Origin of the sequence: Sphingomonas dokdonensis (assembly GCF_002197685.1) — a bacterium.
Classification (GTDB): domain Bacteria; phylum Pseudomonadota; class Alphaproteobacteria; order Sphingomonadales; family Sphingomonadaceae; genus Sphingomonas; species Sphingomonas dokdonensis.
Map to the genome: position 1 here is coordinate 549,352 of NZ_NBBI01000001.1, position 24,131 is coordinate 573,482.

General features: G+C 64.3%; 20 protein-coding genes. 7 read left to right on the forward strand and 13 right to left on the reverse strand.

What is annotated here, in order from left to right; all coding sequences use genetic code 11:
• Nucleotides 1-69: 69 nt before the first annotated feature.
• Together SPDO_RS02575 and SPDO_RS02580 are read right to left on the reverse strand one after the other, a co-directional pair.
• Nucleotides 70-1,038 (reverse strand): FecR family protein, encoded by a 969-nt coding sequence (locus tag SPDO_RS02575; protein WP_088365855.1) that lies wholly within the window; start codon nt 1,036-1,038, stop codon nt 70-72.
• Nucleotides 1,038-1,637 carry an RNA polymerase sigma factor gene (locus SPDO_RS02580; RefSeq protein WP_245829020.1) on the reverse strand — a complete coding sequence of 200 codons (600 nt, stop codon included), beginning with the start codon at nt 1,635-1,637 and terminating at the stop codon, nt 1,038-1,040. The genes SPDO_RS02575 and SPDO_RS02580 overlap by 1 nt, the downstream gene beginning before the upstream one ends.
• A 126-nt stretch (nt 1,638-1,763) precedes the next feature.
• Between SPDO_RS02580 and SPDO_RS02585 the strand changes: the two genes are divergently transcribed.
• The gene (locus SPDO_RS02585) at nt 1,764-4,247 is read left to right on the forward strand and encodes a TonB-dependent receptor (RefSeq protein ID WP_158212133.1); all 2,484 of its coding nucleotides are present in this window, start codon (nt 1,764-1,766) and stop codon (nt 4,245-4,247) included.
• 11 nt (nt 4,248-4,258) lie between these two features.
• Here SPDO_RS02585 and SPDO_RS02590 read toward each other — a convergent pair whose 3' ends face one another.
• Entirely contained in the window at nt 4,259-6,748 is a 2,490-nt protein-coding gene (locus SPDO_RS02590) for an ABC transporter permease (RefSeq protein WP_088365858.1), read from the reverse strand.
• Nucleotides 6,745-7,476, reverse strand: coding sequence for an ABC transporter ATP-binding protein (locus SPDO_RS02595; RefSeq protein WP_088366340.1), 732 nt, complete (start codon nt 7,474-7,476; stop codon nt 6,745-6,747). Before SPDO_RS02595 ends, SPDO_RS02590 begins: the two co-directional genes overlap by 4 nt.
• Here SPDO_RS02595 and SPDO_RS02600 point away from each other — a divergent pair.
• Nucleotides 7,467-8,141 (forward strand): arylesterase, encoded by a 675-nt coding sequence (locus SPDO_RS02600; protein WP_088365859.1) that lies wholly within the window; start codon nt 7,467-7,469, stop codon nt 8,139-8,141. The two genes, SPDO_RS02595 and SPDO_RS02600, sit on opposite strands and share 10 nt — an antisense overlap.
• Nucleotides 8,142-8,187: 46 nt before the next feature.
• Here SPDO_RS02600 and paoC read toward each other — a convergent pair whose 3' ends face one another.
• From paoC to paoA, 3 genes are read right to left on the reverse strand one after another with little or no spacing between them, the layout of a single operon-like run.
• On the reverse strand, nt 8,188-10,404 hold the full coding sequence (gene paoC / locus SPDO_RS02605; protein ID WP_088365860.1) for an aldehyde oxidoreductase molybdenum-binding subunit PaoC: 2,217 nt from the start codon (nt 10,402-10,404) through the stop codon (nt 8,188-8,190).
• 5 nt (nt 10,405-10,409) lie between these two features.
• Entirely contained in the window at nt 10,410-11,360 is a 951-nt protein-coding gene (locus tag SPDO_RS02610) for an FAD binding domain-containing protein (protein WP_088365861.1), read from the reverse strand.
• Nucleotides 11,357-11,995 carry an aldehyde dehydrogenase iron-sulfur subunit PaoA gene (gene paoA / locus SPDO_RS02615; RefSeq protein WP_088365862.1) on the reverse strand — a complete coding sequence of 213 codons (639 nt, stop codon included), beginning with the start codon at nt 11,993-11,995 and terminating at the stop codon, nt 11,357-11,359. Before paoA ends, SPDO_RS02610 begins: the two co-directional genes overlap by 4 nt.
• Before the next feature lie 361 nt (nt 11,996-12,356).
• Here paoA and SPDO_RS17005 point away from each other — a divergent pair, with 361 nt between their 5' ends.
• The 3 genes from SPDO_RS17005 (at nt 12,357) to SPDO_RS02630 (ending at nt 15,271) form a co-directional block, all read left to right on the forward strand.
• Nucleotides 12,357-13,412, forward strand: coding sequence for a hypothetical protein (locus SPDO_RS17005; RefSeq protein ID WP_211279979.1), 1,056 nt, complete (start codon nt 12,357-12,359; stop codon nt 13,410-13,412).
• A gap of 12 nt (nt 13,413-13,424) precedes the next feature.
• On the forward strand, nt 13,425-14,216 hold the full coding sequence (locus SPDO_RS02625; protein ID WP_088365863.1) for a hypothetical protein: 792 nt from the start codon (nt 13,425-13,427) through the stop codon (nt 14,214-14,216).
• A gap of 884 nt (nt 14,217-15,100) precedes the next feature.
• Entirely contained in the window at nt 15,101-15,271 is a 171-nt protein-coding gene (locus SPDO_RS02630) for an RNA-binding protein (RefSeq protein ID WP_088365864.1), read from the forward strand.
• Here SPDO_RS02630 and SPDO_RS02635 read toward each other — a convergent pair.
• From SPDO_RS02635 to SPDO_RS02650, 3 genes are all read right to left on the reverse strand, one after another.
• Nucleotides 15,268-16,278 carry a P63C domain-containing protein gene (locus tag SPDO_RS02635; protein WP_088366342.1) on the reverse strand — a complete coding sequence of 337 codons (1,011 nt, stop codon included), beginning with the start codon at nt 16,276-16,278 and terminating at the stop codon, nt 15,268-15,270. The two genes, SPDO_RS02630 and SPDO_RS02635, sit on opposite strands and share 4 nt — an antisense overlap.
• An 805-nt stretch (nt 16,279-17,083) precedes the next feature.
• Entirely contained in the window at nt 17,084-17,953 is an 870-nt protein-coding gene (locus tag SPDO_RS02645) for a hypothetical protein (RefSeq protein WP_143559561.1), read from the reverse strand.
• A 63-nt stretch (nt 17,954-18,016) separates the two neighbouring features.
• Complete coding sequence (locus tag SPDO_RS02650; RefSeq protein WP_088365867.1) at nt 18,017-18,601, reverse strand: recombinase family protein; 585 nt, start codon at nt 18,599-18,601, stop codon at nt 18,017-18,019.
• Between the two features lie 747 nt (nt 18,602-19,348).
• Here SPDO_RS02650 and SPDO_RS17350 point away from each other — a divergent pair.
• Both SPDO_RS17350 and SPDO_RS02665 read left to right on the forward strand, forming a co-directional pair.
• The gene (locus tag SPDO_RS17350) at nt 19,349-19,678 is read left to right on the forward strand and encodes a helix-turn-helix domain-containing protein (protein ID WP_088365869.1); all 330 of its coding nucleotides are present in this window, start codon (nt 19,349-19,351) and stop codon (nt 19,676-19,678) included.
• A gap of 285 nt (nt 19,679-19,963) precedes the next feature.
• Nucleotides 19,964-20,683, forward strand: coding sequence for a hypothetical protein (locus SPDO_RS02665; protein WP_211279980.1), 720 nt, complete (start codon nt 19,964-19,966; stop codon nt 20,681-20,683).
• On the opposite strand, the gene SPDO_RS02670 is transcribed toward SPDO_RS02665, so the two are convergent.
• The 3 genes from SPDO_RS02670 to SPDO_RS02680 are packed head-to-tail and all read right to left on the reverse strand — an operon-like array spanning nt 20,636 to nt 24,100.
• Nucleotides 20,636-21,061, reverse strand: a complete 426-nt coding sequence (locus SPDO_RS02670) for a very short patch repair endonuclease (protein ID WP_088365871.1) — start codon at nt 21,059-21,061, stop codon at nt 20,636-20,638. The two genes, SPDO_RS02665 and SPDO_RS02670, sit on opposite strands and share 48 nt — an antisense overlap.
• Nucleotides 21,058-22,464 carry a DNA cytosine methyltransferase gene (locus SPDO_RS02675; RefSeq protein ID WP_281252547.1) on the reverse strand — a complete coding sequence of 469 codons (1,407 nt, stop codon included), beginning with the start codon at nt 22,462-22,464 and terminating at the stop codon, nt 21,058-21,060. The genes SPDO_RS02670 and SPDO_RS02675 overlap by 4 nt, the downstream gene beginning before the upstream one ends.
• A complete protein-coding gene (locus SPDO_RS02680; RefSeq protein ID WP_088365873.1) occupies nt 22,379-24,100 on the reverse strand; it encodes a site-specific integrase in 1,722 nt (573 codons plus the stop codon). Before SPDO_RS02680 ends, SPDO_RS02675 begins: the two co-directional genes overlap by 86 nt.
• Nucleotides 24,101-24,131 lie beyond the last annotated feature (31 nt).

Here is a 24,131-nt window from a genome sequence, read left to right on the forward strand (position 1 = left end):
CGCGGCGCGCTTTTTTGAGGGTGAGAAGACGCGCGGCAGGGTTTGGGGCGGGTCGCCCCGCGTGTTGCGCTAGCGCGAGAGCGTGATCGTGCCGTTTTTCCGCGACTTCACGCGGGCGGCGCCGGTGGCGACCAGCGCGGCGACCAAGGCATTACCGCCGCCATCTGTGGTGAAGGATCCGCTGTACGCCTGCCGGGCGAGGACCGGGTCTGCGATCACGATCCGTGTCGTGCCGTAGCGGTTAAGCGCCGTCACGACATTGCCAAGCGGCACCGCGCTGAAATCGAGCCGGCCGTCGCGCCAGCCGGCGACCTTCGCGGCGTCGGCGGCAACGGACAGCGTCGCTGCGTCGGCTCGAAGGCTTTGGCCGGGCTGCAGTGTGCGCGTGCCCGTATGCGTCGCGACGTGCACCGAACCTTCGAGCAGGGCAACGATCGTCTTGTCGCCGGCCTGCTCGACCGAGAATTGCGTACCCAGCGCGGTCACGCTGTTGCCGTTGGCCGTTACGACAAAGGGATGCGCCTTGTCCTTGGCGACGGTGAACAGCGCCCGCCCGCGATCGAGGGCGACCGCACGAACGGGGCCGATCGAGACAGTCGCGGCCGAACGCGCGTCCAGCAGCATGGTGGAGCCATCCGCCAGCGGGATCGATTTCGCCTGGTTTGTCGCGGCATAGGATTGCCGCGGCGCTGGAGCGTCGCTTGGCGCTTCGGTGATCAGGGTGGATGCCAGCGGCAGCCCGACCGCCGCGACCAACGCAGCAGCAAGCGCGCCGCCGATCACCCAGCGTCGCGCGGCCGGTGGACGGGCCGGCTTTATCGCCGTCTCGCGCAGCGCGCTGATCGACGGGTCGTTTGCCACCTCGCCGAGCAGTGCATCCAGCTTGCCGACCTGGGCCCATGCCTGATCGGCGGCGGCATCATCCTTGATCCACGCGTCGAGCGCGGCGCGCTCCTCCGCCGACATCATGGGCGCGTGGCTGCGCGCATACCAGGCGGCCGCCGCGTCGGCGGCCTTTCCTTTCGGCTTGTCGGTCATCAGCCGATCGCCGCAGCCAGGATGCGAATGGCCCTCATGATATGCTTTTCGACTGCACTGACCGATATGCCCATGTGACGTGCGATCGCCGCGTAGCTCATCTCCTCGAATCGGTGAAGCACGAACGCCTGTCTGGTGCGGTCGGGCAGTTCACCGATGGCGGCGACGAGCCGTGCGAGATCCTCCTTCCCCTGCAAGACGCGCTCGGGCGAGCATACCTCAACCGGGTGGTGCTCATTTTCCAGCGTCTGGTGCGCGGAACGGTGGCGCACCTGATTGCGCCGGGCGTGATCGGTAAGCACGCTGTGCGCGACCTGGAAGAGATAGGCAGCGGGATTGTCGATGGCGGTGTCGCGGCTGCGGGTGTGAAGGCGCAACACGACGTCCTGGACGAGATCATCGACATCGGCAGCAGCGACGCGGCGCGCAATGTAGCGGCGAATGGTGGGCAGCAGCTGCGTGACCTGGACGTCAGGCAGATGATCCGACGTGCTGCGTGGTTTCACCTTGAGCAACTGCGACCGACCCCCCGGTGCGGATTGGAGTTTCTCCATCTCCCGCCGCCCTTCTTGCTGAGGGCACGGCCGGCAGTCGATCATCTTCAGGCGACCTCGTCAAGCAGGGTTTGCGTGATTTCTCGCGGATGTGCGTGTTGTGCGATGCCGCAATTGACGGCATCATCGCTGCGGGGAAGGCGGGTGGCCGAGCGAAGCAACAGGCAAGTTTTGCGGTGTGTCGCGCTGGTGATCGCGGCGACGGTGGTTCAGCCGGCGATCGCCGCGGCACAGGGCGCGCGCGTCCGGCCCCGTATCGCGGCGGGATCGCTGGATCGTGTGCTGCACGACATCGCGGCAGCCGCGGGTGTGCAATTGGTGTTCGATGCCGCACTGGTTTCGGGCAGGTTCAGCCCTGCGGTCGCGCGCGACCTGCCGGTGATGCAGGCGCTGGCGCTGGCGCTCCGCGGCACGGGGCTGCGCGCGCGCGCGGTGGAAGCGGGGGTGATCGTGTTGGAGCAGGAGCACACCGCCGCTGCGCCGGCGCCCGACAGTGACATCGTGGTGACCGCGATGCGACGGCCGACGCTGCTGCGGCGCACGGGCATGAGCCTGACGGTGCTGTCCGGTTCGATGCTGGCCGAGCGCCGCGCCTATGACCTGCGCGGGCTTACGCGGCTGGCGCCGGCGCTGAACCCGATCAACACCGGGCCGCTGCAGCAAAGACTGTCGGTGCGCGGCGTGACGGGCACCGGCGAGAGCACGGTGGCGACCTATTTCGGTGAAGCCCCGGTGAGTGCGCCATCCGGGACCGGCTTCGACCCTGGCGCGGTGTCGCCGGACGTCGACCTGATCGATGTCGATCGCATCGAGTTGCTGCGTGGCCCGCAAGGCACGCTGTACGGCGCGGGTTCGATGGGGGGCACGTTGCGGACGATCTTCCGACGGGCGGATGTCACCCAACTCGATGGCATGGTGGCGGCAGAGGCCGGCGTCACGGCGCATGGCGCGCCCAGTGCCGCGGTGAGCGCGGTGGCCAACCTGCCGCTGGTGCCCGAGACGCTGGCGATCCGCGCGGTGATAGGCCGGCGGCGGACCGGCGGCGTCATCGACAATATGGCCTTGGGGCTCGCGAACACCGACGACGTCACCCGCCGTAGCGAGCGTGTGCTGGCGACCTGGCGGCCGATCGAGAGCGTCGACGTGGAGGCGACCTGGCTGAGCCAGCGCAATCGCATCGGTGATACGGGCGTGGCGACCGCGGCAGCGGGGCGCCTCGCCACGCGCGCGCCGGTGCGCCTGCCCAATAAGGAACGCCTGCGCTTGCTCACCGCATCGGTGCACTGGTCACCAGGACCCGTTCGGATGGTCGCCACCGCCTCGCATTACGATTGGCAGATCATGAAGCAGCTGGATTTCACCCGCGTGCTGGCCGGGCAGGGCGGCAGCACCGCGGCTTGCGCCCGCTATAGCGCTTTCCTTGGCGAGGCTGGGTGCGATGACGAACAGCGTGCCCGCTACCAAGGCTGGCTCGGAACACGGTTGCCCGCCGCCTTGTACCAGCCGATGCATGTCACGGGAACGAGCGGGGAACTGCGCTTCCACAGCGCGGATACGACGTCTGATGGCTGGACGGCTGGCGCCTTTCTGGAACATCGCATCGACGATGTGGCGAGCAACGCCGTGCGGGCCGATGCGGTCACGGGATTGACGATCCAGCCGCTCGACCTGACCGGACGGCGGCTGATCGAGACGGTATTCGATCAGCAGGCGCTGTTTGCCGAATGGCGGCAGCGGATCATTCCTCATCTGACCATCACCGTCGGCGGCCGCCTGTACCGCTATCGTCGGGCAGCGAGCGGGACGACGCCGGTGCCCAACATCATCACCGGCACCGGCGCGATCACCAGCGGGGCATCGCGCACCACCGAGAAAGGGGCGAACGGGAAGCTGGAGCTTACCTGGTCTGCCGAAGGCAAGCCGACGCTGTATGCGATCGTGGCCGAGGGGTTTCGCCCCGGCGGGGTGAACATCACTCCGGCGTTGCGCAGCGACGAGCGCCCGTACCGCGCGGACCATCTGTGGAGTTACGAGATTGGCGCGAAATCACCGTCGCTCGATGGGTTGACGGTGGAAGCCTCCGCCTACCGGATCGACTGGCGCAACACGATCTTCGCCACCACCAGTCCGAACGGCGCCTTTGTCTACAACACCAACCTTACCAGTGTGGCGATTACCGGCGGCGAGGCACGAGTGGCGTGGAAGGGATCGCGCCTGCGGGCGTCGGCCACCGCAGCGTATGTCGATGCGCGACTGGCGGCGGATACGTTGCTGGGCACCAGCGAGGGCGTGGGGCGGCGCGGCGATCATCTGCCCAATGTGCCCCGCGTGACCTATGCAGTGCTGTGGGACTGGTCGGTCGATGCACCGCACGATACCGCGCGATGGGTGCTGGGCGGGGCGCTGAGCGGGAACGGCGCCACGCATTCGACCTTCAGCCTGCAGAACCGCTATCATGAGCGCACGCCGGCGCGCATGCTGGTGGACGGCTATCTCCTGTACCAGCGCGCGCGATGGAGCGCGCGGCTGGGGATCGACAACGTCTTCGACGCGCTGGCGCCGAGCCGCATCAGCTCCAGCGATTTCGGGGTCGGCCAGACCTATGTTGCGCGACCGCGCACGGTGACGATCGGGCTGACGCGGCAGTTCCGCTGAGGGCGAAAGGGTCAGTTGCTGCGTAGCCCCTGTGCCGGCGTTGCGCGCAGGGCCGGCAGGCTGCTCGCGACGCCGATCGCGATCGTGGTGACGATAAGGATCGCCAGCGTTCCGGCGATCGCCAGCGGACCGGGTGCCCATCGCAGCTCCAGGACGCCGGTGACGACATACCAGCCTGCGCCTAGGCCGAGCGCCAGCGCGATCGCGCCGAGCAGCAGGGCGAGGAGGCCGTATTCGATGGCCTGACCTGCCAGCAGCTGACGTCGGCTGCCGCCCAGCAGCTTCAGGATGATCGTGTCGTAGCGGCGTGCCTGGCCCGATGCGGTGATTGCCCCGATCAGCACCACGATGCCGGCGGCGACGGTGACCGCGGCGGCCGCGCGGATGGCCAGTGCGATGCGACCGAGCAGCTCGCTCACCTGCCCGATGAGGTCGCCGGTGCGCAGCATGGTGACCGAAGGCAGCGCCGCGGCAACGCCCGCGGCGATCGCGCCATCACGCGCGGGCGGCGCATAGACGCTGGCGAGCAGGCTGTGTGGCGCTTCCTGAATATAGCCGGGCGAGAAGATGAGCGCGAAGTTCAGCCCCATGCCCTGCCAGTCGACCTTGCGCAGCGCCGCGATGCGCGCAGGCACCTCGACGCCTAGTACCGCGACGGTGACGGTATCGCCCACCTTCAAGCCGAGGAGCTCGGCGGCGCGATCCTCAAGCGAGATCAGCGGCGGCCCGTTGTAATCGGCAGGCCACCATTTGCCGGCGACCACCGTGTTGCGGGGCGGCACCGTTGCTGACCAGGTGATGGTACGATCGCCGCGCAAGATCCAGGCGCCCTCCGGAAGCGCCTTCATGTCGGCGACGCGGCGACCGTTCAGCGCCACGATGGACCCACGCAGCGAGGGTACGGCCTCTATCGCGGCGGTGGGAGCGGCGCCGTGCACGGCGTTGCGAAAGGTAGCCGCATCGGCGGGCTGCACGTCGATGGCGAAGAAGCGCGGCGCTTTCGCGGGCACGGTGCTGGCCAGTTCGTTGGACAGGCTGGTATCGATCGCCGCCAAGGCGACGAAGAGGGAAAAGCCGAGCCCGAGCGCTACCACCAGCCGATCGGTCTGCGCGCCGGGGCGGTGAAGATTGGCGAGCGCGAGGCGCAGCAGCGGGCGGCGGGGGCGGGGCAGTCGCGCCAGCAGCCAGCGGAGACCACCGCCAAGCAGCCAAAGCAAAAGGATCAGCGCTGCCGTTGCGCCTACAAACCCCAGGGCAATCAAGCGATCGCTGGCTGTCAGCACCGTCAGTGCGACCAGCGCGGCGAGCAGGAGCGCCATGCCGAGGATCACCGAAGGTGCCGGGCGACGGGCGGCGGCAACCCTGTCGCGCAGCAGGCTGGCGGCGGGAATGGCGCGCGCGCGGGCGAGCGCGGGCAGCGAGAAAAGGAGTGCAACCAACAGGCTGAGGCCCGCCGCCGTCAGCAGCGGTGCGGGGTAAAGCGCAAGCTGCGGCGGCACGGGCAGCGCACTGCCGGCGAGGATGCCGACGATCCATGGCACGGCAGCGCCGACAGCGAGACCTGCCGTGATGCCGATGGCGGCGACCAACCCGATCTGGATCAGGAACACGGCCGCAATCGTGCCGGATTGCGCACCCAGCACCTTGAGCGTGGCGATCATGGCGCCTTTGCGATCAAGATAGGCGCTGACGCCGCTGCCGATTCCGATTCCGGCGATCGCCAGCGCGGCCAGGCCGACGAGCAGGAGGAACTGGCCGAGCTGATCGATGCTGCGCTTCACATTGCCGGCGGCGTCGCTTGGCGTCCGCGCACTCCAGCCGGCGCTGGGGTATCGACGGGTGAGCGCCTCGCCGACCTGTTCGGCGTTCAGCCCTGGCCGTAGCAGAATGCGGGTGCGGCTTTGGTACAGGCTGCCGGGCTGGATCACCTGGGTAGCGTCCAGGCCGTCGAGGTCGATGAGCGCGGTAGGGCCGAAGCTGAAGCCGAGTGCGTCCGGCTCGTTGGCGATGATGCCGATGATGCGCATGGTGGCGGCGCCGACGCGGATCTGGTTGCCGATCGCGACATTCAGCCGCTCGGCCAAAGCCGGGGCAATGGCGATGTTGCGTCCTGTTGGCCGTGGCGCAAGGGCTCCGGGCTGTAGCTCCAGTCGGCCGATCAGCGGCCAGCGAGCGTCAGCTGCGCGCAGGTTGATCAGCGTGGACGCGCCGCCGTCGCGCGTTTGCGCCATCGTGTTGACCGACACCGTCTCCGATGTCCGTCCGTAAGAGGCGAACGCGGCGTTTTCCTCCACGGTCGCGCGCCGTTGCGATACGCGGAGCTCAAGGTCGCCGCCGAGCAACTGCCGGCTTTGTGCGTCCAGCGCGGCGGTGATAGAGGCAGACAGGCTGCCGATCCCGGCGAGCGCGGCCGTGCCGAGAAACAGGCAGACGAGCAGCAGCCACAGACCGCGTCCGCCCGCGCGCAGGTCACGAAGCGCCAGCCGCCATGCTTTGTTCATGCGGCGCCGCTGTCCTGAACGATCGCACCATCAGCGAGGGAGATGACGCGGCGGCAGCGTGCGGCAAGTTTGGGATCGTGCGTAATGACGAACAGCGTCGCGCCGGTTTGGGCGTGGCGATCGAACAGCAGATCCATGATCGCAGTGCCGGTGGTGCCATCGAGATTGCCGGTCGGCTCATCGGCGAACAGGATCGGCGGTCGCGGTGCGAGCGCCCGGGCGATAGCGACGCGCTGTTGCTCGCCGCCGGAAAGTTGCGCGGGATAATGGGTGAGGCGATGGCCGAGCCCGACCGCCTCCAGTTCGGTTTGCGCGGTAGCGAAGGCATCGGGCCGACCGGCCAGTTCAAGCGGCACCGCGACATTTTCCAGCGCCGTCATGGTCGGCAGCAGGTGAAAGGCTTGCAGGATGATGCCAATGCGACCGCGCCGCGCGACCGCCAGCTGATCTTCATTTAGCCGATCGAAATCGAGCCCGGCGACGTGCACGCTGCCGCCGGTCGGGCGCTCCATGCCGGAAAGCAGCGCCATCAACGATGACTTGCCTGAGCCGGATGGCCCGAGCAACGCGACGCTGTCGCCTGCTTGCACCGCGAGATCGATCCCATGCAGGATCTGAGTGCGGGCAGGTGGTCGGCCCAGGGCGAGCGCCAGATTGCGTGCCTCGATGACGATGCTATCGCCGCGAGCAGGCGCAGGGACGGGCGAAGGAGAAGCAGATGCTGTCACACAGGCGCGGATACAGGGTGATCGGGGTCGCTGTCCAACTGCTGCTTGCCGCCGTGCTCCTGTGTTCCCTGCCGGCCCGGGCGCAGGCCCGAGCAGGCAACACGGCACCTTTGATCTGGGCGTTGGGCGACAGCCTGACCGCTGGCTATGGCCTGCCGCCATCACAGGGCTTTCCGGTGCGGTTGCAGGCGGCGCTACGGCGCGCTGGCGTTAAGGCGACCGTCCGCAACGGCGGGATAGCCGGCGACACGTCGGCACAGGGGCAGGCGCGGCTTGCCTGGGGGCTGCGCGGGCTGGGGCGCAAGCCCGATCTGGTGCTGGTCGAGCTGGGCGCAAACGACATGCTGCGTGGCCTGCCGCCGAGCGCGACGGAGAAGAACCTCGACCTGATCCTGCGCGAACTGGAGCGGCGCGAGATCCCGGTGCTATTCGTCGGGATGCGCGCCGCGCCGAACATGGGGGCGGCGTATCGTCGCAATTTCGAGGGCATCTATCCGCGGCTGGCGAAGCGCCATGGCGTCCCGTTGTATCCCTTCTTCCTTGAAGGCGTGGCAGGGAACCAGGCGCTTTTTCAGGACGATGGTCGCCATCCGAATGCGCGCGGCGTGAACATCATCGTTGAGCGGATGTTGTCCGTCGTTCGTCGGGCGTTGGAACGACGGTAGAAGATGTCCGGCGCTGCCCGGCCTTGACCCGGCAGCGCCGTCACGATCAGGCGACCTCGGGTAGACGATCGAGATATTTGTCCAGCGTGATCGGGTAATCCCGAATGCGTACGCCCGTGGCGTTGTAGATCGCATTGGCCACCGCCGCGCCGACGCCGCACAGGCCGAGCTCACCGACGCCCTTTGCCTTCATCGGATTGGCTTTATCGTCTGCCTCGTCGAGGAAGACGACTTCCTGATGCGGAATGTCTGCGTGGACGGGCACTTCGTAGCTGGCGAGATCATGATTGACGAAGAAGCCGAAGCGCCTGTCTACCGCGAGTTCCTCCATCAGTGCGGAGCCGACGCCCATCGTCATGGCGCCGATCACCTGGCTGCGTGCCGATTTCGGGTTCAAGATGCGGCCGGCGGCGCACACCGCCAGCATGCGCCGGATGCGTGACACGCCGGTATAGGCATGGACACCCACCTCGACGAAATGCGCGCCAAAGGTGGAAAGCTGCCATTCGTCGCCAAGCTTGCCGAACTCGATGTGATCCTCGGCGGTCAGCTCGCCGGCGGCAGCGGCTTCTTTCAGCGACGCGGTGCGATTGCCACTCTTTACCTGTCCGCTTTCGAACACGGCGTCCGCCGAGTTGAAGCCAAGCCGTTGTGCCACCTGGTCTCGCAGCTTCACACAGGCGGCATAGACACCGGCGGTGGAGTTGGCCGCGCCCCATTGGCCGCCCGAGCCAGCCGCGGCGGGAAAGGATGAATCGCCAAGCTTCACCGTTACCGCTTCGGCCGGCACACCCATCATCTCGCCGGCGGTCTGGGCGATGATCGTGTAGGTGCCGGTGCCGATGTCGGTCATGTCGGTTTCAACCGTCACCGTGCCGTCGCGGCCGAGCCGCACGCGCGCGGCGGATTTGGTGTTGATGTGATTCCGGAAGGCCGAGGCGACGCCCATGCCAACCATCCAGGGGCCGTCACGCACCTGCATCGGCTTGGCATTGCGCTGGTTCCAGCCAAAGCGATCGGCACCCTCCCGCAGGCAGCGGACGAGCTGGCGCTGCGAGAATTTCCGTTCCGGCTTCTCGGGGTCGACCTGCGTATCGTTCTTGATGCGGAACGCGACCGGATCCATGCCGAGTTTCTCGGCCATTTCGTCCATGGCGATTTCGAGCGCCATCATGCCCGGCGCTTCGCCCGGCGCGCGCATGGCATTCCCCTCTGGCAGGTCGAGCACCGCAAGGCGCATGGCCATCATGCGGTTTTCGCCGGCGTAGAGGAGCTTGGTCTGCGACACCGCCGTTTCGGGTCCGCCGTCGGGCAGATCGCCTGAGCCGCTTTCGTGCGCGATGGCGGTGATGGTGCCGTCCTTCTTTGCGCCAAGGCGGATGCGCTGGTGCGTGGCGGGGCGATGCGTGGTGTTGTTGGCGATGAACGGCCGTGGAAGCGCAATCTTCACTGGTCGTTTGGCCGCTTTCGCACCAAGCGCGGCCATGATCGCGTCGGCGCGGACGAACAGCTTACCACCGAAGCCGCCACCGATGTAGGGCGAGATCAGGCGCACCTTTTCCTCTGGCATGTTGAGTGTCAGCGCGACGTCGCGCTTGCTCCAGGCGATCATCTGGTTCGAGGTCCAGAGGGTCAGCTCATCGCCGGTCCATGAGGCGATGGAGGCGTGCGGCTCCATCATGGCGTGGGTGTGATCGGGGGTATGATATTCGGCGTCGAGCTTTACCGGCGCGGCGGCGAATGCCTCCTCGAACTTGCCGACGCGATCAACGGCCTGCTCGCCGCTGTTCGGCCCGCCCGAGCCGCCGACCAGCGGCGCGGTCTTCAACGCCTCGGTCAGGTCGAAGCGGCCCTTGCCGCGGGCATAATCGACACGGACCAGCGCAGCGGCGGCGCGCGCCTGCTCGAAGGTTTCGGCGACCACCACGGCGACGGCCTGATGGTAGTGATCGACATCGGGGCCCGCGAGCAGCTTTGCCGTGTTGTTCTTGCCCTTGCCGAGCTTTCCCGCATCCGCGGCGGTGACCACGGCGATCACGCCGGGCGCTGCCTTCGCCGCGGCGGTGTCGATGCTGGAAATGCGACCCTTGGCGACGCTGGAGCCGACGATGTGGCCGTAAGCGACATTGGGGATGTCGTGCTGCTCATAGGCGTAAGGGGCTAGCCCGCTCGTCTTCAGCGGACCGTCGATGCGATCATGGGCACGGCCGACGACCTTCATCTGGTCGATGGGATTGGTGCCCGCGGCGGTTTCGAACTTCATGAGCGTTAGGCCTTGGCTTGGGCGATGACGGACGCCAGCGCGCGGGTGGCGAGCGGCAGCTTGAAGGCGTTGTCCTTCGTCGGCGTTGCGCCCTGGAACGCGCGGGCGGTGACAGCGGCGGCGCCTTGCGGCAGCAAGGCTTCGGCTTCCGCGACGCGCCACGGCTTGGGCGCCATTCCACCAAAGGCAACGCGGCCGGTACCATCCGGCTGGATAACGGCTGCGACCGAGACGAGCGCAAAGGCGTAGGACGCGCGATCGCGCACCTTTTCGTAGAAATGCTGGCCGCCTAGCGGGCGCGGCAGCGTGACGTGGGTGATGAGCTCGCCGGGTTCCAGCACCGTGTCCTGCTCGGGCTTGTCGCCCCACAGGCGGTGGAAATCGGCGATTGGGATCGAGCGACGCTGCCCATCGGGCTTTACCGTTTCGACAACCGCATCGAGCACGCGAAGCGCGACTGGCATGTCACCCGGGAACGTCGCGATGCACTTGTCCGAGACGCCGATCACCGCGAGCTGGCGCGAATAGCCGCCGATCGCTGCGCAGCCGGTGCCGGGCTTGCGCTTGTTGCACGGCATGTTGGTGTCGTAGAAATAGGGGCAGCGGGTGCGCTGAAGCAGGTTGCCGCCGGTCGACGCCTTGTTACGCAGCTGGCCGCTGGCGCCGGCGACGATGGCGCGGGTGAGCACGGCGTAATCGCGGCGGATGCGCTGATCCGCGGCAAGCGCGGTGTTGCTGACCAGCGCGCCGATGCGCAGCCCGCCGTCGGACGTCTTCTCGATCTTGTCGAGGTCGAGATCCTGCACGTCGACGAGGTGGGTCGGCGTTTCCACCTCGATCTTCATCAGGTCCAGGAGGTTGGTGCCGCCGGCGATGAACTTCGCGCCCGGCTTGCTTGCGACGCTGCGCGCGGCGGCAGCGGGATCGCTGGCGCGCTCATAGGTGAACGCCTTCATGCCTTCACCCCCGCAACGTCGGCCATCGCATCGGCAATGTTCGAATAGGCGCCGCAACGGCATATGTTGCCGCTCATCCGTTCGCGCATTTCCGCAGCCGTAAAGGCTGGCTTTGCCGATACGTCGGCCTGCACATGGCTTGGCTGACCGGCCTTGATCTCGTCCAGCACCGCCACCGCAGAGCAGATCTGGCCAGGCGTGCAATAGCCGCACTGATACCCGTCGTGCTTGACGAAGGCGGCCTGCATCGGATGCAGCTTCTCCGGCGTGCCGAGCCCCTCGATTGTCGTGACTTCGTCACCCTCGTGCATCACGGCAAGGCTGAGGCAGGAGTTGATCCGCTGGCCGTTCACCAACACGGTGCAGGCACCGCATTGACCGTGATCGCAGCCCTTTTTCGTGCCGGTGAGGCGCAGATGCTCGCGCAGCGTGTCGAGCAAGGTCGTCCGAGTGTCCACGCGCAGCGCATGCTTCTTTCCGTTCACCGTGAGGTTGACGGGCATGGCGGGTGGCTCAGAGGCGCGTGGCGGCGTCTGAGCATTCGCACCTGAGGGGGCGTTGGCGATGGCGACCGAGGCCACGCTGCCGGCCAAGACGCCGCGTCGCGACACTCCGGGCTCGATGAAGTCCGACATGGACCGGAATTCCTTTTTAGACTGACGAAAAGACGCGCAACCGAATGGGCATGAACAACCCACTGGCCTCTGATAACGCACGAAATCGTTGTTGGAGCCGCGGCCGCTTGGATCGCGGACAAGAAGATCAGGATCGCTGGTGGGTCCGCCGGGGTTTTCTCCCAAGCCGACCGACTCGCTATGAAAACAAGCACTTAGCTCGTGTGTGACGGGCGCTTGTGTCACAAGATCGTGTCGCAGGCAAGCACGAGTGTGGGCCAGATCTTTCTCGAACGGGCAGTGCAGATTTCCCTGTTGCCCGCGCATTGACAGGTTCGATTAGGTGAAGTAGACGGGCAACACCGATTCCTGGAGTGCCCGCATGATTGATGTAAAGGTAGAGTTCGAGCGACGGCTGTCGCTTTTCATGGAGACGTTCACGGAGGAGGAGAGTGACACTTTCGTTCGCTCGCTCGCATCTGTCGCCGACATGATCGAGGCCGGGTTCGGACCCGATCGGGCAGCACTCGTCATGGCCGCGATCGAGGAGGCCACTTCCGCCTCCAGCGAGCCAGATGTCATCGAGGTCCGCCTCGACACTTCGACGGACTGGCGGGAGCGGTTCTGCGACAAGAACATCGTCGGCGACACCTCCTTTCCCGTCGCCGCGCGGCGCGCCCAAGACCTCCACGCCTTCGCCTACTTCGGCATCTTGGCATCGTGGGACCCCTCGCGCGAGGGAGAGCGGTTCCCGCAGATGGCAGACGCGACGCGAGACGTGCCGAGCTACGTTGAGGGCACCATCGACCTTCTGGAGCGCTTTATGGGGCTGTTCGGGCCGAAGGCGCGGACGTGGGGGTTCGAGACGATCGCGCGGACGATCCTCGCAGCACGAGCGCGCCTCAAGCTCGACCGGGGTGACAGGCTGACCGTCCATGAACTCGCGGCACTTAGCCGGGTCGCCACCAAGCGCCTTCAGAACGCGATCTACGCCAAGTCGGAGCGTTCACCCTCGCTGGAAGAAGACGGGCTGCTGTCGTCCGCCTCGACCCAGCGCTGGCTGGACGATCACGAGTTCAGCGTCTCTATCTGGCGGGAGTATCTCGCCGCAGAGGAGGGGGGCGCACACGTCGCGACGCAGACCTCGGACATGGAGCCGGAGAAAGACGAGTTTGACGAGTTTGCCTTCGTGCCGGAGGCGTCCGATGGGTCCGTGTTCGGGCCTTCGTCCTGCGGGCGCGGTCCCTCTGGCGAAAAGCGATATACCATCGGTGCGACGGGTCGGCAGGAGACCTTCGACGACTATGACGACGCCCTCGCCGCTCTGTCGAGGATGAAGGTCGCTCGCTGGAGAAGGCCGAACCGCGTCGGCAACTTCGGGACCGTTACCGCCACGCGCTGGCGGCGGGTGGCCCGTTCCGAACTCTCCTCTCTTTGACCCGGAAGCAACATGACACCTAACCTGTTCTCGTTCTACGCAGACGCTATGGCGTGCCTGTCGCCCTCCGGTTTGGCCGATCCTCACGTCCAGCCCTCTCTAAAGATCGACGGTGCGGTCGTAGGTGACCGCCAAATCGATCTGGTCTACGCTCCGTTCGAGCACATCAACCGTGATGCCCGCATCGCGATCGTCGGCTTGACGCCCGGCAAGCTACAGGCGTCGAACGCCCTCAAATCGGCCACGGAGGCGCTCCAGCGCGGCCTCACGGCAGAGGACGCCCTCCGCTGCGCCAAAGCCGTCGCGAGCTTCTCCGGACCTATGAGGGCCAATCTCGTCGCCATGCTCGATCACATCGGCGTGAACGGTCTTTTGGGCCTTCGCTCGACGTCCACGCTCTGGGAGGAACGATCCGACTTGGCGCATTTCACGTCGGCCTTACGCTACCCGGCGTTCGTGGACGGCGAGAACTGGTCCGGACAGCCGGACATGGTGCGGACGCCGCCGATGCGACAATGGCTCGAGGCTTACACCGGCACGGAGCTCGCGCTCCTCCGAAACGCCGTTCTCGTTCCCCTCGGCCCCCGCGTGACGTCCGCGCTCCAGCACCTCGCCAAGCTCGGTCGCATCGACGGCGCGCGGATACTGGAGGGACTGCCTCACCCCAGCGGAAGCAACGCCGAGCGGATCGCCTTTTTCCTCAACCGGAAGCCTGCCCATCTCTGTTCGTCCAAGACCAACCCCATCGCGCTCGATACCGCACGCGCAGCGCTCGTCGCTCGCGTGAGCCGACTCCGGGTTTGATCTTGGCGAGGTTCCCACGGGGACCGGGCGCAGCCGGCGGTCGCTCGTAACACCGGCAGGGCAGGCATGGGACAACCTTCCCCGTGTGACCGCCTCTCCAACGTCGAGCAGGACGTGACAGGTCGGAGAGACGGTCATCATCAACGAAGTTCACGATCTCCAGACGGCGCGCTCGGGTGGATGCTGCGTGGACAAGCAGGATCGCCGCTACAGCCGACGCTATTGCAACTGGTTGCAACGGCGGAGACGGAGGGAGACTGCCCCCTGCTAGCTTTTCTTTTTAAAAACAGTCACTTGCGACACTGCCACTGATCCGGTTTGCAGCAGTTTTTGCAGCACCACGTTCTGCCGGGAAACGGCCGGCGCTAAGGGCTGAACTGGTGCAGTTTCGCGCGCTTGGGCAGGTTCGCGACTTAGAGTGCGCCGACGCGGGGATCTGATACCATCCCCGATGGCTCCCCGACCTGAATCACCGCTGTCGTCGGCGAAGCGCATCGTGTTCTTGGCTCAATGTCGCTGGCGCGTCGTAACCGCGCACTCGCCCCCAAGCTAGTTCGACAATGGGTGGTGTTTCAGTTTGAATTTAGCTGCCGCTCCGATGGCATCCGGCACTCACCTTTTATATGCTTAGCGCAAAGCATGGAGTTAGTATGGCAGATTGGGTTAGGTGCACTTGCACCAACGATGACACGTTGTGGATCAACCTTGAACGGGTGGTGGCGCTGAAGCCGACCTCGGTCGGGACTGAGATTACATACCACGGCGATAACGGTACCTTCATCGTTCGCGAGCGGCCTTCAGCAATCCTCGGGAATAATAAGGTGCGGGATGCCTAAGTAAGCAAACGGAAAGAAGCACCCGCCGACGCGATCGGCCTTGCGGTGATGATCGGTAAGATCGCCACTGACGAAATTGTGGACGATCGCGAAGGCCTGTCCAGCGCCGCCGCCGAGATGGGGCGCAAGGGTGGGAAGAAGCGAGTCGCGAGCATGATGCCAGAACGCCGCCGCGAGATTGCTCAGGTCGCGGCGGCTACGCGGTGGGCAAAAACCTAGAGGCCCTTACTTTGGGGGGCAGGTAGAGCCAATGGGATTGTTTCCCCATATTTTGGGTGAAGGCGGTCCAGTTTTTCGTGAAAATCATCGTAATCGTCACTCAATTTCATGATTGTGACAACAGACGACATGTGTTCGCGCAACTTGGGATGACCCAAGTCAGGCGTTAAACGACGGTGCAAGTGCTGCGACAGTCGGCCTTTTGAAGTTTTTGGCGTTGCTTTCCTAAGTTCTTCCTTCACGCCCGGTGCGAGACGATCGTAGATTATGTCTGTGGTGAGATAACCGAAATACTGTGGCCGCTTCACAGTATCATGGGGATAATCCAGCCCACGCAGTCGGAACAGCTCTGCGTAAAATTCGTCTGGAAACGTCTTAACCCAAGGCTGCAATTCCGCTGCGATGAAAGCTTCTAGTATCTTGCTTAGAGCGTCGGATGCCCGATCCCGTTGGAAGCCGGTCGCTTCATCAACCAACGCGACGATGCCGACTTTTGCCAATCCACGCATGAGGATGTCTGCTTGCTTCGCGACGTGCTCTTGCGAGGGCTTCAAGGCGAGAGCGTCACGCGCTTTTAGATAAACCTCACAAATCTGCGGCAGCATTTCTGCGCGATACCCGAACGCACGTTGTCCAGACGGCAGAACAAATTCTACCTGACTGGACGTCACATATAACTCTTCGGGAATGAACGGTTTTAGGTTCTGTGCAGTGATGAAAGCTGGCAGATTGACGTCGCCCTTATAGAAGGCGCGTCCCTTGGCTTGGCGTGCCCTGCCTAAGGCGCGCATCATGTCACTCTGCGTCAAAACTCTCGTTCCGTCGCTCAGAACAGCGCACGAGATTTTCGTGCCTCCGATGTCGACGTCTCCTGTGTACTCGGCGGCTGGCAAATCCTTGGCCCAGCGCCCCGCTGCCGCCTTACGCGCAATGGCGCTTCGTTCTTCCTTTGTGAGCGCCTTTGCGCGGGCGGCCCCGCCCTTCGATTGTGGAGTAAAATCTTTCATCGACGCCATCCTGCTTGCTGACCCTATGGCGCAAGCATATGCTTGCTAGTCGAAAATTGCAAGCATGGCGCACGGCATGCAGATAGCGCTTAGCCCTAAGCAGAGAAGTTTATGTCGAAATGGCATGAACAAGCTTCCTCTCGCCAAACGCGCTCAAATTCTCGCTGTGCTTTGTGAAGGATCGTCCGTGCGCTCGATCATCAGACTGTTCGCCGATCGCGGTTAGGCGGCTCGATAGATTGCTGCGGGATGACGTACCGCAACGTTAAGCTGTTCCCACGTGGCACCCCGTCCAGATGAAGCCCTGATCCTCCTCCTCATTGTCAGACACGCCCCAAGGCGGAGGAAATCGCTTCATCGGCAACGTTGGCGCGGGCACGGGCCTTACCTCCTCACTAAACAGCAGGTAGCTCTCACGCTCGAAGATGCGCCCTCTCCAATCGAGACGGTAGCACGTGAGAACGCCGTCGCCGTCGCCGTGAGCAATCCCAAGTAGATCACCGGGCCACAGGCCCCAACTTTTCGCATCAAAGTATTTCCTGAATATAACCAAGTCACCCGGAGAGTATAAGAGCATCACAGTGCCTCCTTTCTTACCCCGAGAGTGCATAGCCGTTCACTGACAGTCAACTTTAATGGTTACATATCTGGACAGCAGCAGAGACAAGCTGGTCCCGTTACCGTCCTTGCCCTCGACTTGCGGCCCTTTACCGGTTATGTGGCTTACGCGGCGACGTCTTCAAATGAGAGAACCGGGTGCGATTTTGAGCTGTTGCACCGGGTTGCAACGCAGCCTTACTTTCAATCAGATGTCGATTGGTGCGGTGAACCACTCATAGAACTCTGCGCGCCGAACGAGATCCGCTTCATTGAAAGGGTAGAGGCGCGCGGCTAATCTTAGGTCTGCCGCAGCTAGGGCGCGACCAGCGTCTTGTGCCCAGCTCAAAGCCTCACGGACAATCCGAAGTTCCTTTGCTGCACGAGCATTGAAGTCGTTTTCTTCGTCCGGAACAATCTCGTGAATGCCCATTTGCTCCAGCCGTCGTCGCGCGGACACGAACATCTTGGCTGCCACGATGATGCTGAAGACCTCGCGTGATACCAGCTTCCGGCGATCGGGTCGCTTAACCGTCTTCAGCCACAACGCATATTCGCGCTGGACCGCCATTTGCCTTTCGGTCGTATCGGCCCACGGAGGCGTGTACAGGCCACTGCCTGCGTTCTTAGAAGCGAGACGGCGAGCCACCTCCTCCGCCGTCTGTCCCCGCTCCAGCGCCGAGTGTAGCGTGCTGTACGGAGTGCCCAGCCGTTCAGCTAACTCGCCGACCGTCACGCGCTCGCCGTTATAATTGGCCCACCGTGTGTTAGCCCGATTTCGCGTCTGTTCAGCCTTCGTTGCCCACCGGCACAGGGCGGGTCCATAGCGCCGATTGGAGTTGTCGATCCGTTCAATGCTGCCGTTAGGGATCAATCGCGGACCCATATCTGCGAGGAAGCCTCGAAACTGATCCCAAGCAGGATCGACCTCGCACAGCCCTTGCTTCGCACGCCGCTTCATGTTCGCGTGGCAGCTTGCCTCGCCCCTGTACTTCTTCCGCAGTTCGCCAGCCGAAAGGCACTTCAGATCCTCCGCGAACTCGCGCTCGGCAGAGGCCACGTTCGTTGTATGCGTCACGATTGTACGTCCTACGATCTTATATTCAGGACCTCTCGCAATAGGTACAACGACATCCACGTGCTAGGCCGAGGCACCTGCGCAATACCGTGACACAGTCGCCTTGGAGAGACCAAACGCGGCCATTGTTTCACTGATGCTGGCTCCGTTGGCCCGCCTCCATGCCGCCACTACGTCCGGATCAGCACTACGAGGCCGACCCAAGCTGGCTTTGCCACGATGCGTTCTGCCGGTGGTCGAGAGTGCAATCCGGGCAGCGTCCCTGCCGGCATCGCAGCGCTCCTTTATACGCTGCCGCTCCAAATCGGCGATCTGCGCGAGCACGGCGACAACGATCTCTCCGGCACCGCGACCGATCGCACCCAGCCCACGCACATCGACGTTGACGCCGGCGTCCAGTAGTCGGCGCACCGTCGCTTGAACGTCCAAGGCATCGCGCCCAAGCCTATCTAGGGCGTACACGAAAAGCGTGTCTCCCTCTCGAATATACGAAAGGAGCTTGGAAAACCCCGGACGCTCGGCGGCCAGCGTCGCGCCGCTGACACCCTCATCAACGAACTCACGATCGAAGGCCTGACCGAGGGCCTGTCTCTGCGCTTCGACGCTCTGGCTCCCGGTCGAAACCCTGAAGTACGCGATACGGCTCATGTGGTACCTGCCTCAAAAGATCTCTGATATTCTGCGGCATACGCAGAAGTCCGTCAACTATCTTATGAGACACACTGACGGGACTTTGCCGACCTGACTCAAAAGCTACAAGTTTAGAGTCGTTTGATCTGCACGTGGAACGTCCGACCCATCGCGCTCTCGAATTATGACCGAGCCGCCGAGAGAGGCCAAAACTTCGTTCGCGCTTTACCCGACCGGCGTCACTGCGGGCTGGAGGGCCGGGGTTAAATCGTCCGTCCCTTCGATTGCACCCGCCGGGCCGACGTCTCTATCCCCTGCGGCGGGGTTGTGTGCGTGGGCGATGCATACGCGCGTGAACTCGGCCAATCCGGTGTAGCCGTTCGGAGCTACGTCCACGAGGCGCTGATATGATCCCTCGATCACGACGCCGAGTTGCTGCCAACCGGTGAGTCCGCCCGCTCCATTCCGAGTGTTAGCCTCCCCGCACAGGGCAAGTTGGTCGGCGGCACGAACGGCTCGGAAGTTCCGGAAACGACTACCCTGATAATCTCGCAGCCCATCTTCGAGGAGCTTTCGAGCGGTCGCAATCTGCTCTGGAGTGACGAGCACGGGGCCTACGGGTGTGGTCGTGGTTTGTGCGAGGACGAAAAGGAGAAAGCTCATCTACGTTGTTTAGCGCAGAGGAAGCGGAGTTCAACATATCATACCGGCTGCCGGTACGATGCGTTCCTTTGGAGAAGGCCGTCCAACCGTCAGACCCGGCGGATGTCAGACCTTGGCGTCAAACTCGGTGCTCGGATAAGAACCTTGAGAGTCGATCAGGGCTTGTCACAGGCCTCGCTTGCGGACGCCTCCGGCACTTCCGAGGAATGGGTGCGCAAGTTGGAGCGGGGCGTTCGGGCACCCTCTCTTGCCACTCTCGACGGGATCAGCCGCGCCCTTGGCGTGACGATCGCTTCCCTATTCGCCGGCACAGGGGAAGGCGCGCCTCGATACGAGGTGCTTATCGCGGAGGCGGAGGGCTTGGGCGACGACCAACTCAGATGGCTTGAATCGGCAGCCCGGCTCGCGCGCAAGCTCCAGAAGGAGGCGTAGCCGTTGCAACCCGTTGCAATCCGCGTCGAAACTCAAGCCCCTACGCGGGTGCGTTCTGCCCTCTCATGCCGGCACGCGAGATTGACTCGCCGCCTCGCTACTCGGATGACACAACCGGCGTTGCGAGCCTGCTTCGCCCGCCGAGGGGGGTAGCGGCAAGGCATGTTCGGTCCGGAAATACTCGTTCGTACGCTCTCGAAACCAACGAGACGGGACACTCACGGCAACGTCTGGCAGTATCACTCCCGAAGCGACCACCACTCCAAGGTAGCTTGCTGGGGGATCGTGTTCGATCTGCTCCTGACGACGCCGCTCCTGCGCCGCCACGTCGAGGACGGCATCGTGCATTTCGGGATCAACCACGAGATGCGCGACTTCGTACATGACCGGAAGAAGAACCTAGACCTGGTTCTCTGCACCCCCGGAGGTGCGGCGACATCTGCGACGTTGGCCGACATGGCAGCCGGCCTCTCGATTGACCTTAGCGCCGATGAGGCGAAGCGCCTAAGCTCACTTCCTCCGCTCACACGCGCTCCGGTCGGCTCGGTCCTGATGGCGTTAGAGGCGAAGGCGGTTATGACCGCGCACCAAAAGGCGCTGCCTCGGTTCTACGACGAGTTGAACTCGTCCCATTCGACGGTTCACGGTGCAAGCGATCAAGCCATCGCAGTCGGTTTCGCAATGGTGAACATCGCGGAGGACTACCTAAGCCCTGACCTGAACAAGAAAAACCGCGCAACCGACCCGGAGTGGAGCCGGCACAAGCAACCTCGTGCCGCCGCGCTTGCGATCGAAAAGGCAAGACAGCTTCCCCGGCGGTCGAGAGTTGGCGACGTCGGCTATGATGCTCTCGCCATCACGGTAATCGAGATGACGAACGACGGCAGCCCTGTCCGCCTCGTAACCGAGCCGCCCGCTCCACCGCCGCGAGACATCTACCACTACGATACCATGATCTCACGTCTCGCGGGTATCTACGCGACCCGCTTCAAGGACCTGGGCTAACCGGTCGGCGATGATCGCCCTCTCACATTCCCAGACCACGACGACCTTATAGCCTTGTCGGCGCAGTGCTCTGATCGCGCGTGCATCGCGGGCTCGGTTGGCGCGAAATTTGTCGGTCCAAAACCCCGTGTTGCGCTTGGGGACCGTCGCCTTCTTGCAACCCGTGTGATGGTGCCAATAGCATCCGTTGACGAAGACGGCCCATCGTCGGGCCTTGTTCGCGAAGTCGGGTGAGCCGGGAAGCGACTTCACGTTCTTTCGATAGCGGTGTCGCGCCGCGTGGAGAGCCTCGCCGACGAGTTGCTCGATGCGCGTTCCGGCTTGTCGAATGCCGGCCATCCGCGCCGAGGTCTCGGGATCGGTGATGGGCCCCGTCATTCAGCGGCAACGGCGTATTCCGCTTCCGACGGGCCGACGCCCGCTTCCATGCGGTGCAAGTGCGCTCGCACACGATCTTGGAAACCATCGGCGAAACGCAGCTTTGCCCGCTCAGTCCGTGAGAGAAAGCCACGGCTCGCCCGTGCCGAGAGTAGCTTGCCAGGGTGCCGCAAGAAGTCGGCCAATGCCGGGCGAGGCTCCCAACATGGAAAGCCGTTGATCGTCACACCCACACGTTGTGAACCGTCAAAGCGGGCCGCTACCGGCCACCTACCGGCGGAGGACAGGGCGAACTCGCGCGCGCTGTCGTGGTCGCCCGGACGGTCCAGACGCTCTCCTAGCCAACGCGCCACCGGGACCGATACTGCGTTCCCGACGAGAGCCCATCGCGAAGATGCGCGGCTGACGGTTTCGGCGGGCTGCGTCCAGTTCTCAGAGAAACCTTGAAGGCGCTCCGCGTCCCGGATGTCGGGTGTGATGACATCGCCCCACGGGAGCAGGATTGCGGGTGGTGAGGCTATCCCCACCGTGGACCCGTTCTTGAGCGTCGGGACGGCATCGACCGCCCATCCCAACCCCCTGACCCCCTCGGTCCAATAGAAGCCGTGAGAACGAACGTCGATCTCGGTACCAGGCAACTCGGGGTAGATCTCGTCGGCGAACAAGACGGTGGCGGGGTCGATCTCCGTATTGGTTGCGACGAAGAGCACGCGCTCGCGCCGCTGGGGAAGAAAGCCGAGACTGTTCACGACCCGATAGGCCCATCGGTAGCCACGCTCCTCGAACGCCTCGACGAGAGTGCGCATCCCGCGCCCCTTGTCGAGTTGGAGCATGAAGGAGACGTTCTCCAGCACCACCCAAGGTACCGCGCGCTCGTCGAGCAGTCGGAACACCTCCCCGACGAGGCCCGACCTTGCGCCGGAGATGCCGGCGGTTAGACCGGCTTGGCTGAGGTCCTGACATGGGAAGCCTCCAACCACGAGATCGACGTTCGACGGTAGCGAAGCGAGATCGCGAACGTCGTTTTCGCACGGCACGTCGGGCATGTGGCTCTGGAGGACGGCCCTTGCCGGCTCCCATATCTCGCAGGTGAGCACGGTCTCGTGGCCCGCCAGCGCCAAGCCATTCTCAAGACCCCCTATACCGGCGAAAAGCCCCGCTACCTTCACAATCGACCCCTTGAACTCGCCGTCTCGCCAAACCTTACATCGCTGCGGGGAGGAGGCAAGTTCCCTCTCCGTTCTCGATCGAGGCTCCGAGACGGACGCATTTTCCTTCGTGCAACCGGTTGCAACCGCACATCTGAACCCGCGCCGCTCACTTCGCCTGCGGAAGCGTGAAACTGCCGAAGTCGAGCTTTCGGATGGCACGATCGAGCACGGGAACCATCCCACGGTCGCCATACCGAGCCGCTTGGCTTTCGGAAGCCCATCCGCCCAGCGCCTGCGCCGTCTCCTCGTTGATCTCGGCGCGCCGGCAAGCGTCGCGGAAGCCATGCCGGAAGCTGTGAAACACGAGAGCGGGCTCGTCGAAGCCGATCCGCTTCTTGTGTCGGCCAAACCACTTCGAGAAGCCATGCGAGTAGCGCTCGTCCGGACCGCGCTCCAGCGCGGGAAAGAGGCGCTCATCCTCCTTGCCGCCTCGCACAAACGTCTCGAAACCGGCGTCGAGCAGAGCCGGGTGGAGGGGCACGTAGCGCTCGCTCGCCTTCGTCTTCAGGCGCTTGTCCTCCACTCGCCGGCCCGTCTTGTCGAAGAGCGACAGGTTAAGACACTTGACGCCCTCCACCTCCTCGACGTCCTCGACCCGCAACTGACAAAGCTCTCCTGCACGAGCACCGGTGAAGAGCGCCAATGCCGGCACCCAGAACTTTGCCGGCTCGGCCTGACGAAAGGGGGTGAGCGAGGCGAATAGGCCCTCAAGCTCCTCGGGCCGGAAGCCTCTCCGCTTCACGGTGGCCTCGCGGGAGCCAGTCAGATCACGCATGTTGATCGCGACGCCCCACCCGGCATCCTCGGCCCACCTGAGAACCGCCGCCAGCGCCTGCATATACGATGCTATCGAGTTGGGAGCGAGGCGCGGCAAGCTCTGCTGGTCGGCCAATTCAGCGACCTCCGTCAGCGAGAGGTCGGGAAAGCGCTTGCTCGCGTTAGGTGGCAGGCGCTTCAAGAAGGTGAGCACCTTTACGCAGTCGGCTCGTGTAAGGGACGAGACCGACTTGTCGCTCCCAAGCACCTCGGCCATGATGCGGAAGACGAAACCGTAGCGCTTCTCGGTGCTCTGCTCCCCATGAAGGGCGGTGCGCTCGGCGGTGTAGGCTTCGAACAAGTCAGCAAGTCGTCGATCGTTTACGAATGATCCTTGCTTTCCCGTGCTCACGTCGGGGTTGAAGATGGGGTCGTAGGGCGCGTCGCTTCGGGACAAGAAATGATCCTTCGCGAGCGCCGTCTCTGCGCTCAAACCGCGCGCGACGAGTTCGCAAAGGTAGCGGTAGCTCGTCGACCCGCGATCGACGTCGGGCTGCGGAACCTTAGCGGTGATCGAGCCGACGCGAAGGGGGCGAACCGCGATGCCGGCGTCCACGAGCAGACGGTCCGCCGCCGATCGCACGACCATGCAGTCGGCTCCCGCACCGACATGGCGGGCGTCGTGCTCCACGTCGGCTACGATCGCGGCGATCTCCTCCGGCTCTTCGGAGACGGGCCGGCGCGCCTCTTCGCGACGTCGCCACCAATCCGAAACTACCGCTTCGATCTGCCCGTGACGCAATCGTTCCAGCTTGCCGAGAGCCAACGCGCCCGCGATCGGCCCCATTATCCGCACGCGCTCGCGCAGCTTGTCGAAGTGCGACTCGATCTCGGCGAGCTTGAAGGGGTAGCGTTTAATCGCGGTCCGCAGGTCGGCGGTGTCGAGGCTGAAGCGCAAACTCGCGCGCTTCTCCACCCCGACCAGATCGACCGGAACGCGCTTGCGGACATACCACACGCCGGATTCGCGCGCATACAGACCCGGATATCTTGCCAACGTCTCATCACCCATCGTGACTCAGTAATGTGTCACAGCACGGGAT

Excerpts from the sequence above, each read along its gene's own strand:
- SPDO_RS02575 (WP_088365855.1), bottom strand. The coding sequence starts at position 1,038 with ATGACCGACAAGCCGAAAGGAAAGGCCGCCGACGCGGCGGCCGCCTGG.
- SPDO_RS02580 (WP_245829020.1), bottom strand. The coding sequence starts at position 1,637 with ATGATCGACTGCCGGCCGTGCCCTCAGCAAGAAGGGCGGCGGGAGATG.
- SPDO_RS02590 (WP_088365858.1), bottom strand. The coding sequence starts at position 6,748 with ATGAACAAAGCATGGCGGCTGGCGCTTCGTGACCTGCGCGCGGGCGGA.
- SPDO_RS02600 (WP_088365859.1), top strand. The coding sequence starts at position 7,467 with ATGCTGTCACACAGGCGCGGATACAGGGTGATCGGGGTCGCTGTCCAA.
- paoC (WP_088365860.1), bottom strand. The coding sequence starts at position 10,404 with ATGAAGTTCGAAACCGCCGCGGGCACCAATCCCATCGACCAGATGAAG.
- SPDO_RS02610 (WP_088365861.1), bottom strand. The coding sequence starts at position 11,360 with ATGAAGGCGTTCACCTATGAGCGCGCCAGCGATCCCGCTGCCGCCGCG.
- paoA (WP_088365862.1), bottom strand. The coding sequence starts at position 11,995 with ATGTCGGACTTCATCGAGCCCGGAGTGTCGCGACGCGGCGTCTTGGCC.
- SPDO_RS17005 (WP_211279979.1), top strand. The coding sequence starts at position 12,357 with ATGATTGATGTAAAGGTAGAGTTCGAGCGACGGCTGTCGCTTTTCATG.
- SPDO_RS02625 (WP_088365863.1), top strand. The coding sequence starts at position 13,425 with ATGACACCTAACCTGTTCTCGTTCTACGCAGACGCTATGGCGTGCCTG.
- SPDO_RS02630 (WP_088365864.1), top strand. The coding sequence starts at position 15,101 with ATGATCGGTAAGATCGCCACTGACGAAATTGTGGACGATCGCGAAGGC.
- SPDO_RS02635 (WP_088366342.1), bottom strand. The coding sequence starts at position 16,278 with ATGAAAGATTTTACTCCACAATCGAAGGGCGGGGCCGCCCGCGCAAAG.
- SPDO_RS02650 (WP_088365867.1), bottom strand. The coding sequence starts at position 18,601 with ATGAGCCGTATCGCGTACTTCAGGGTTTCGACCGGGAGCCAGAGCGTC.
- SPDO_RS17350 (WP_088365869.1), top strand. The coding sequence starts at position 19,349 with ATGTCAGACCTTGGCGTCAAACTCGGTGCTCGGATAAGAACCTTGAGA.
- SPDO_RS02670 (WP_088365871.1), bottom strand. The coding sequence starts at position 21,061 with ATGACGGGGCCCATCACCGATCCCGAGACCTCGGCGCGGATGGCCGGC.
- SPDO_RS02675 (WP_281252547.1), bottom strand. The coding sequence starts at position 22,464 with ATGGCGACCGTGGGATGGTTCCCGTGCTCGATCGTGCCATCCGAAAGC.
- SPDO_RS02680 (WP_088365873.1), bottom strand. The coding sequence starts at position 24,100 with ATGGGTGATGAGACGTTGGCAAGATATCCGGGTCTGTATGCGCGCGAA.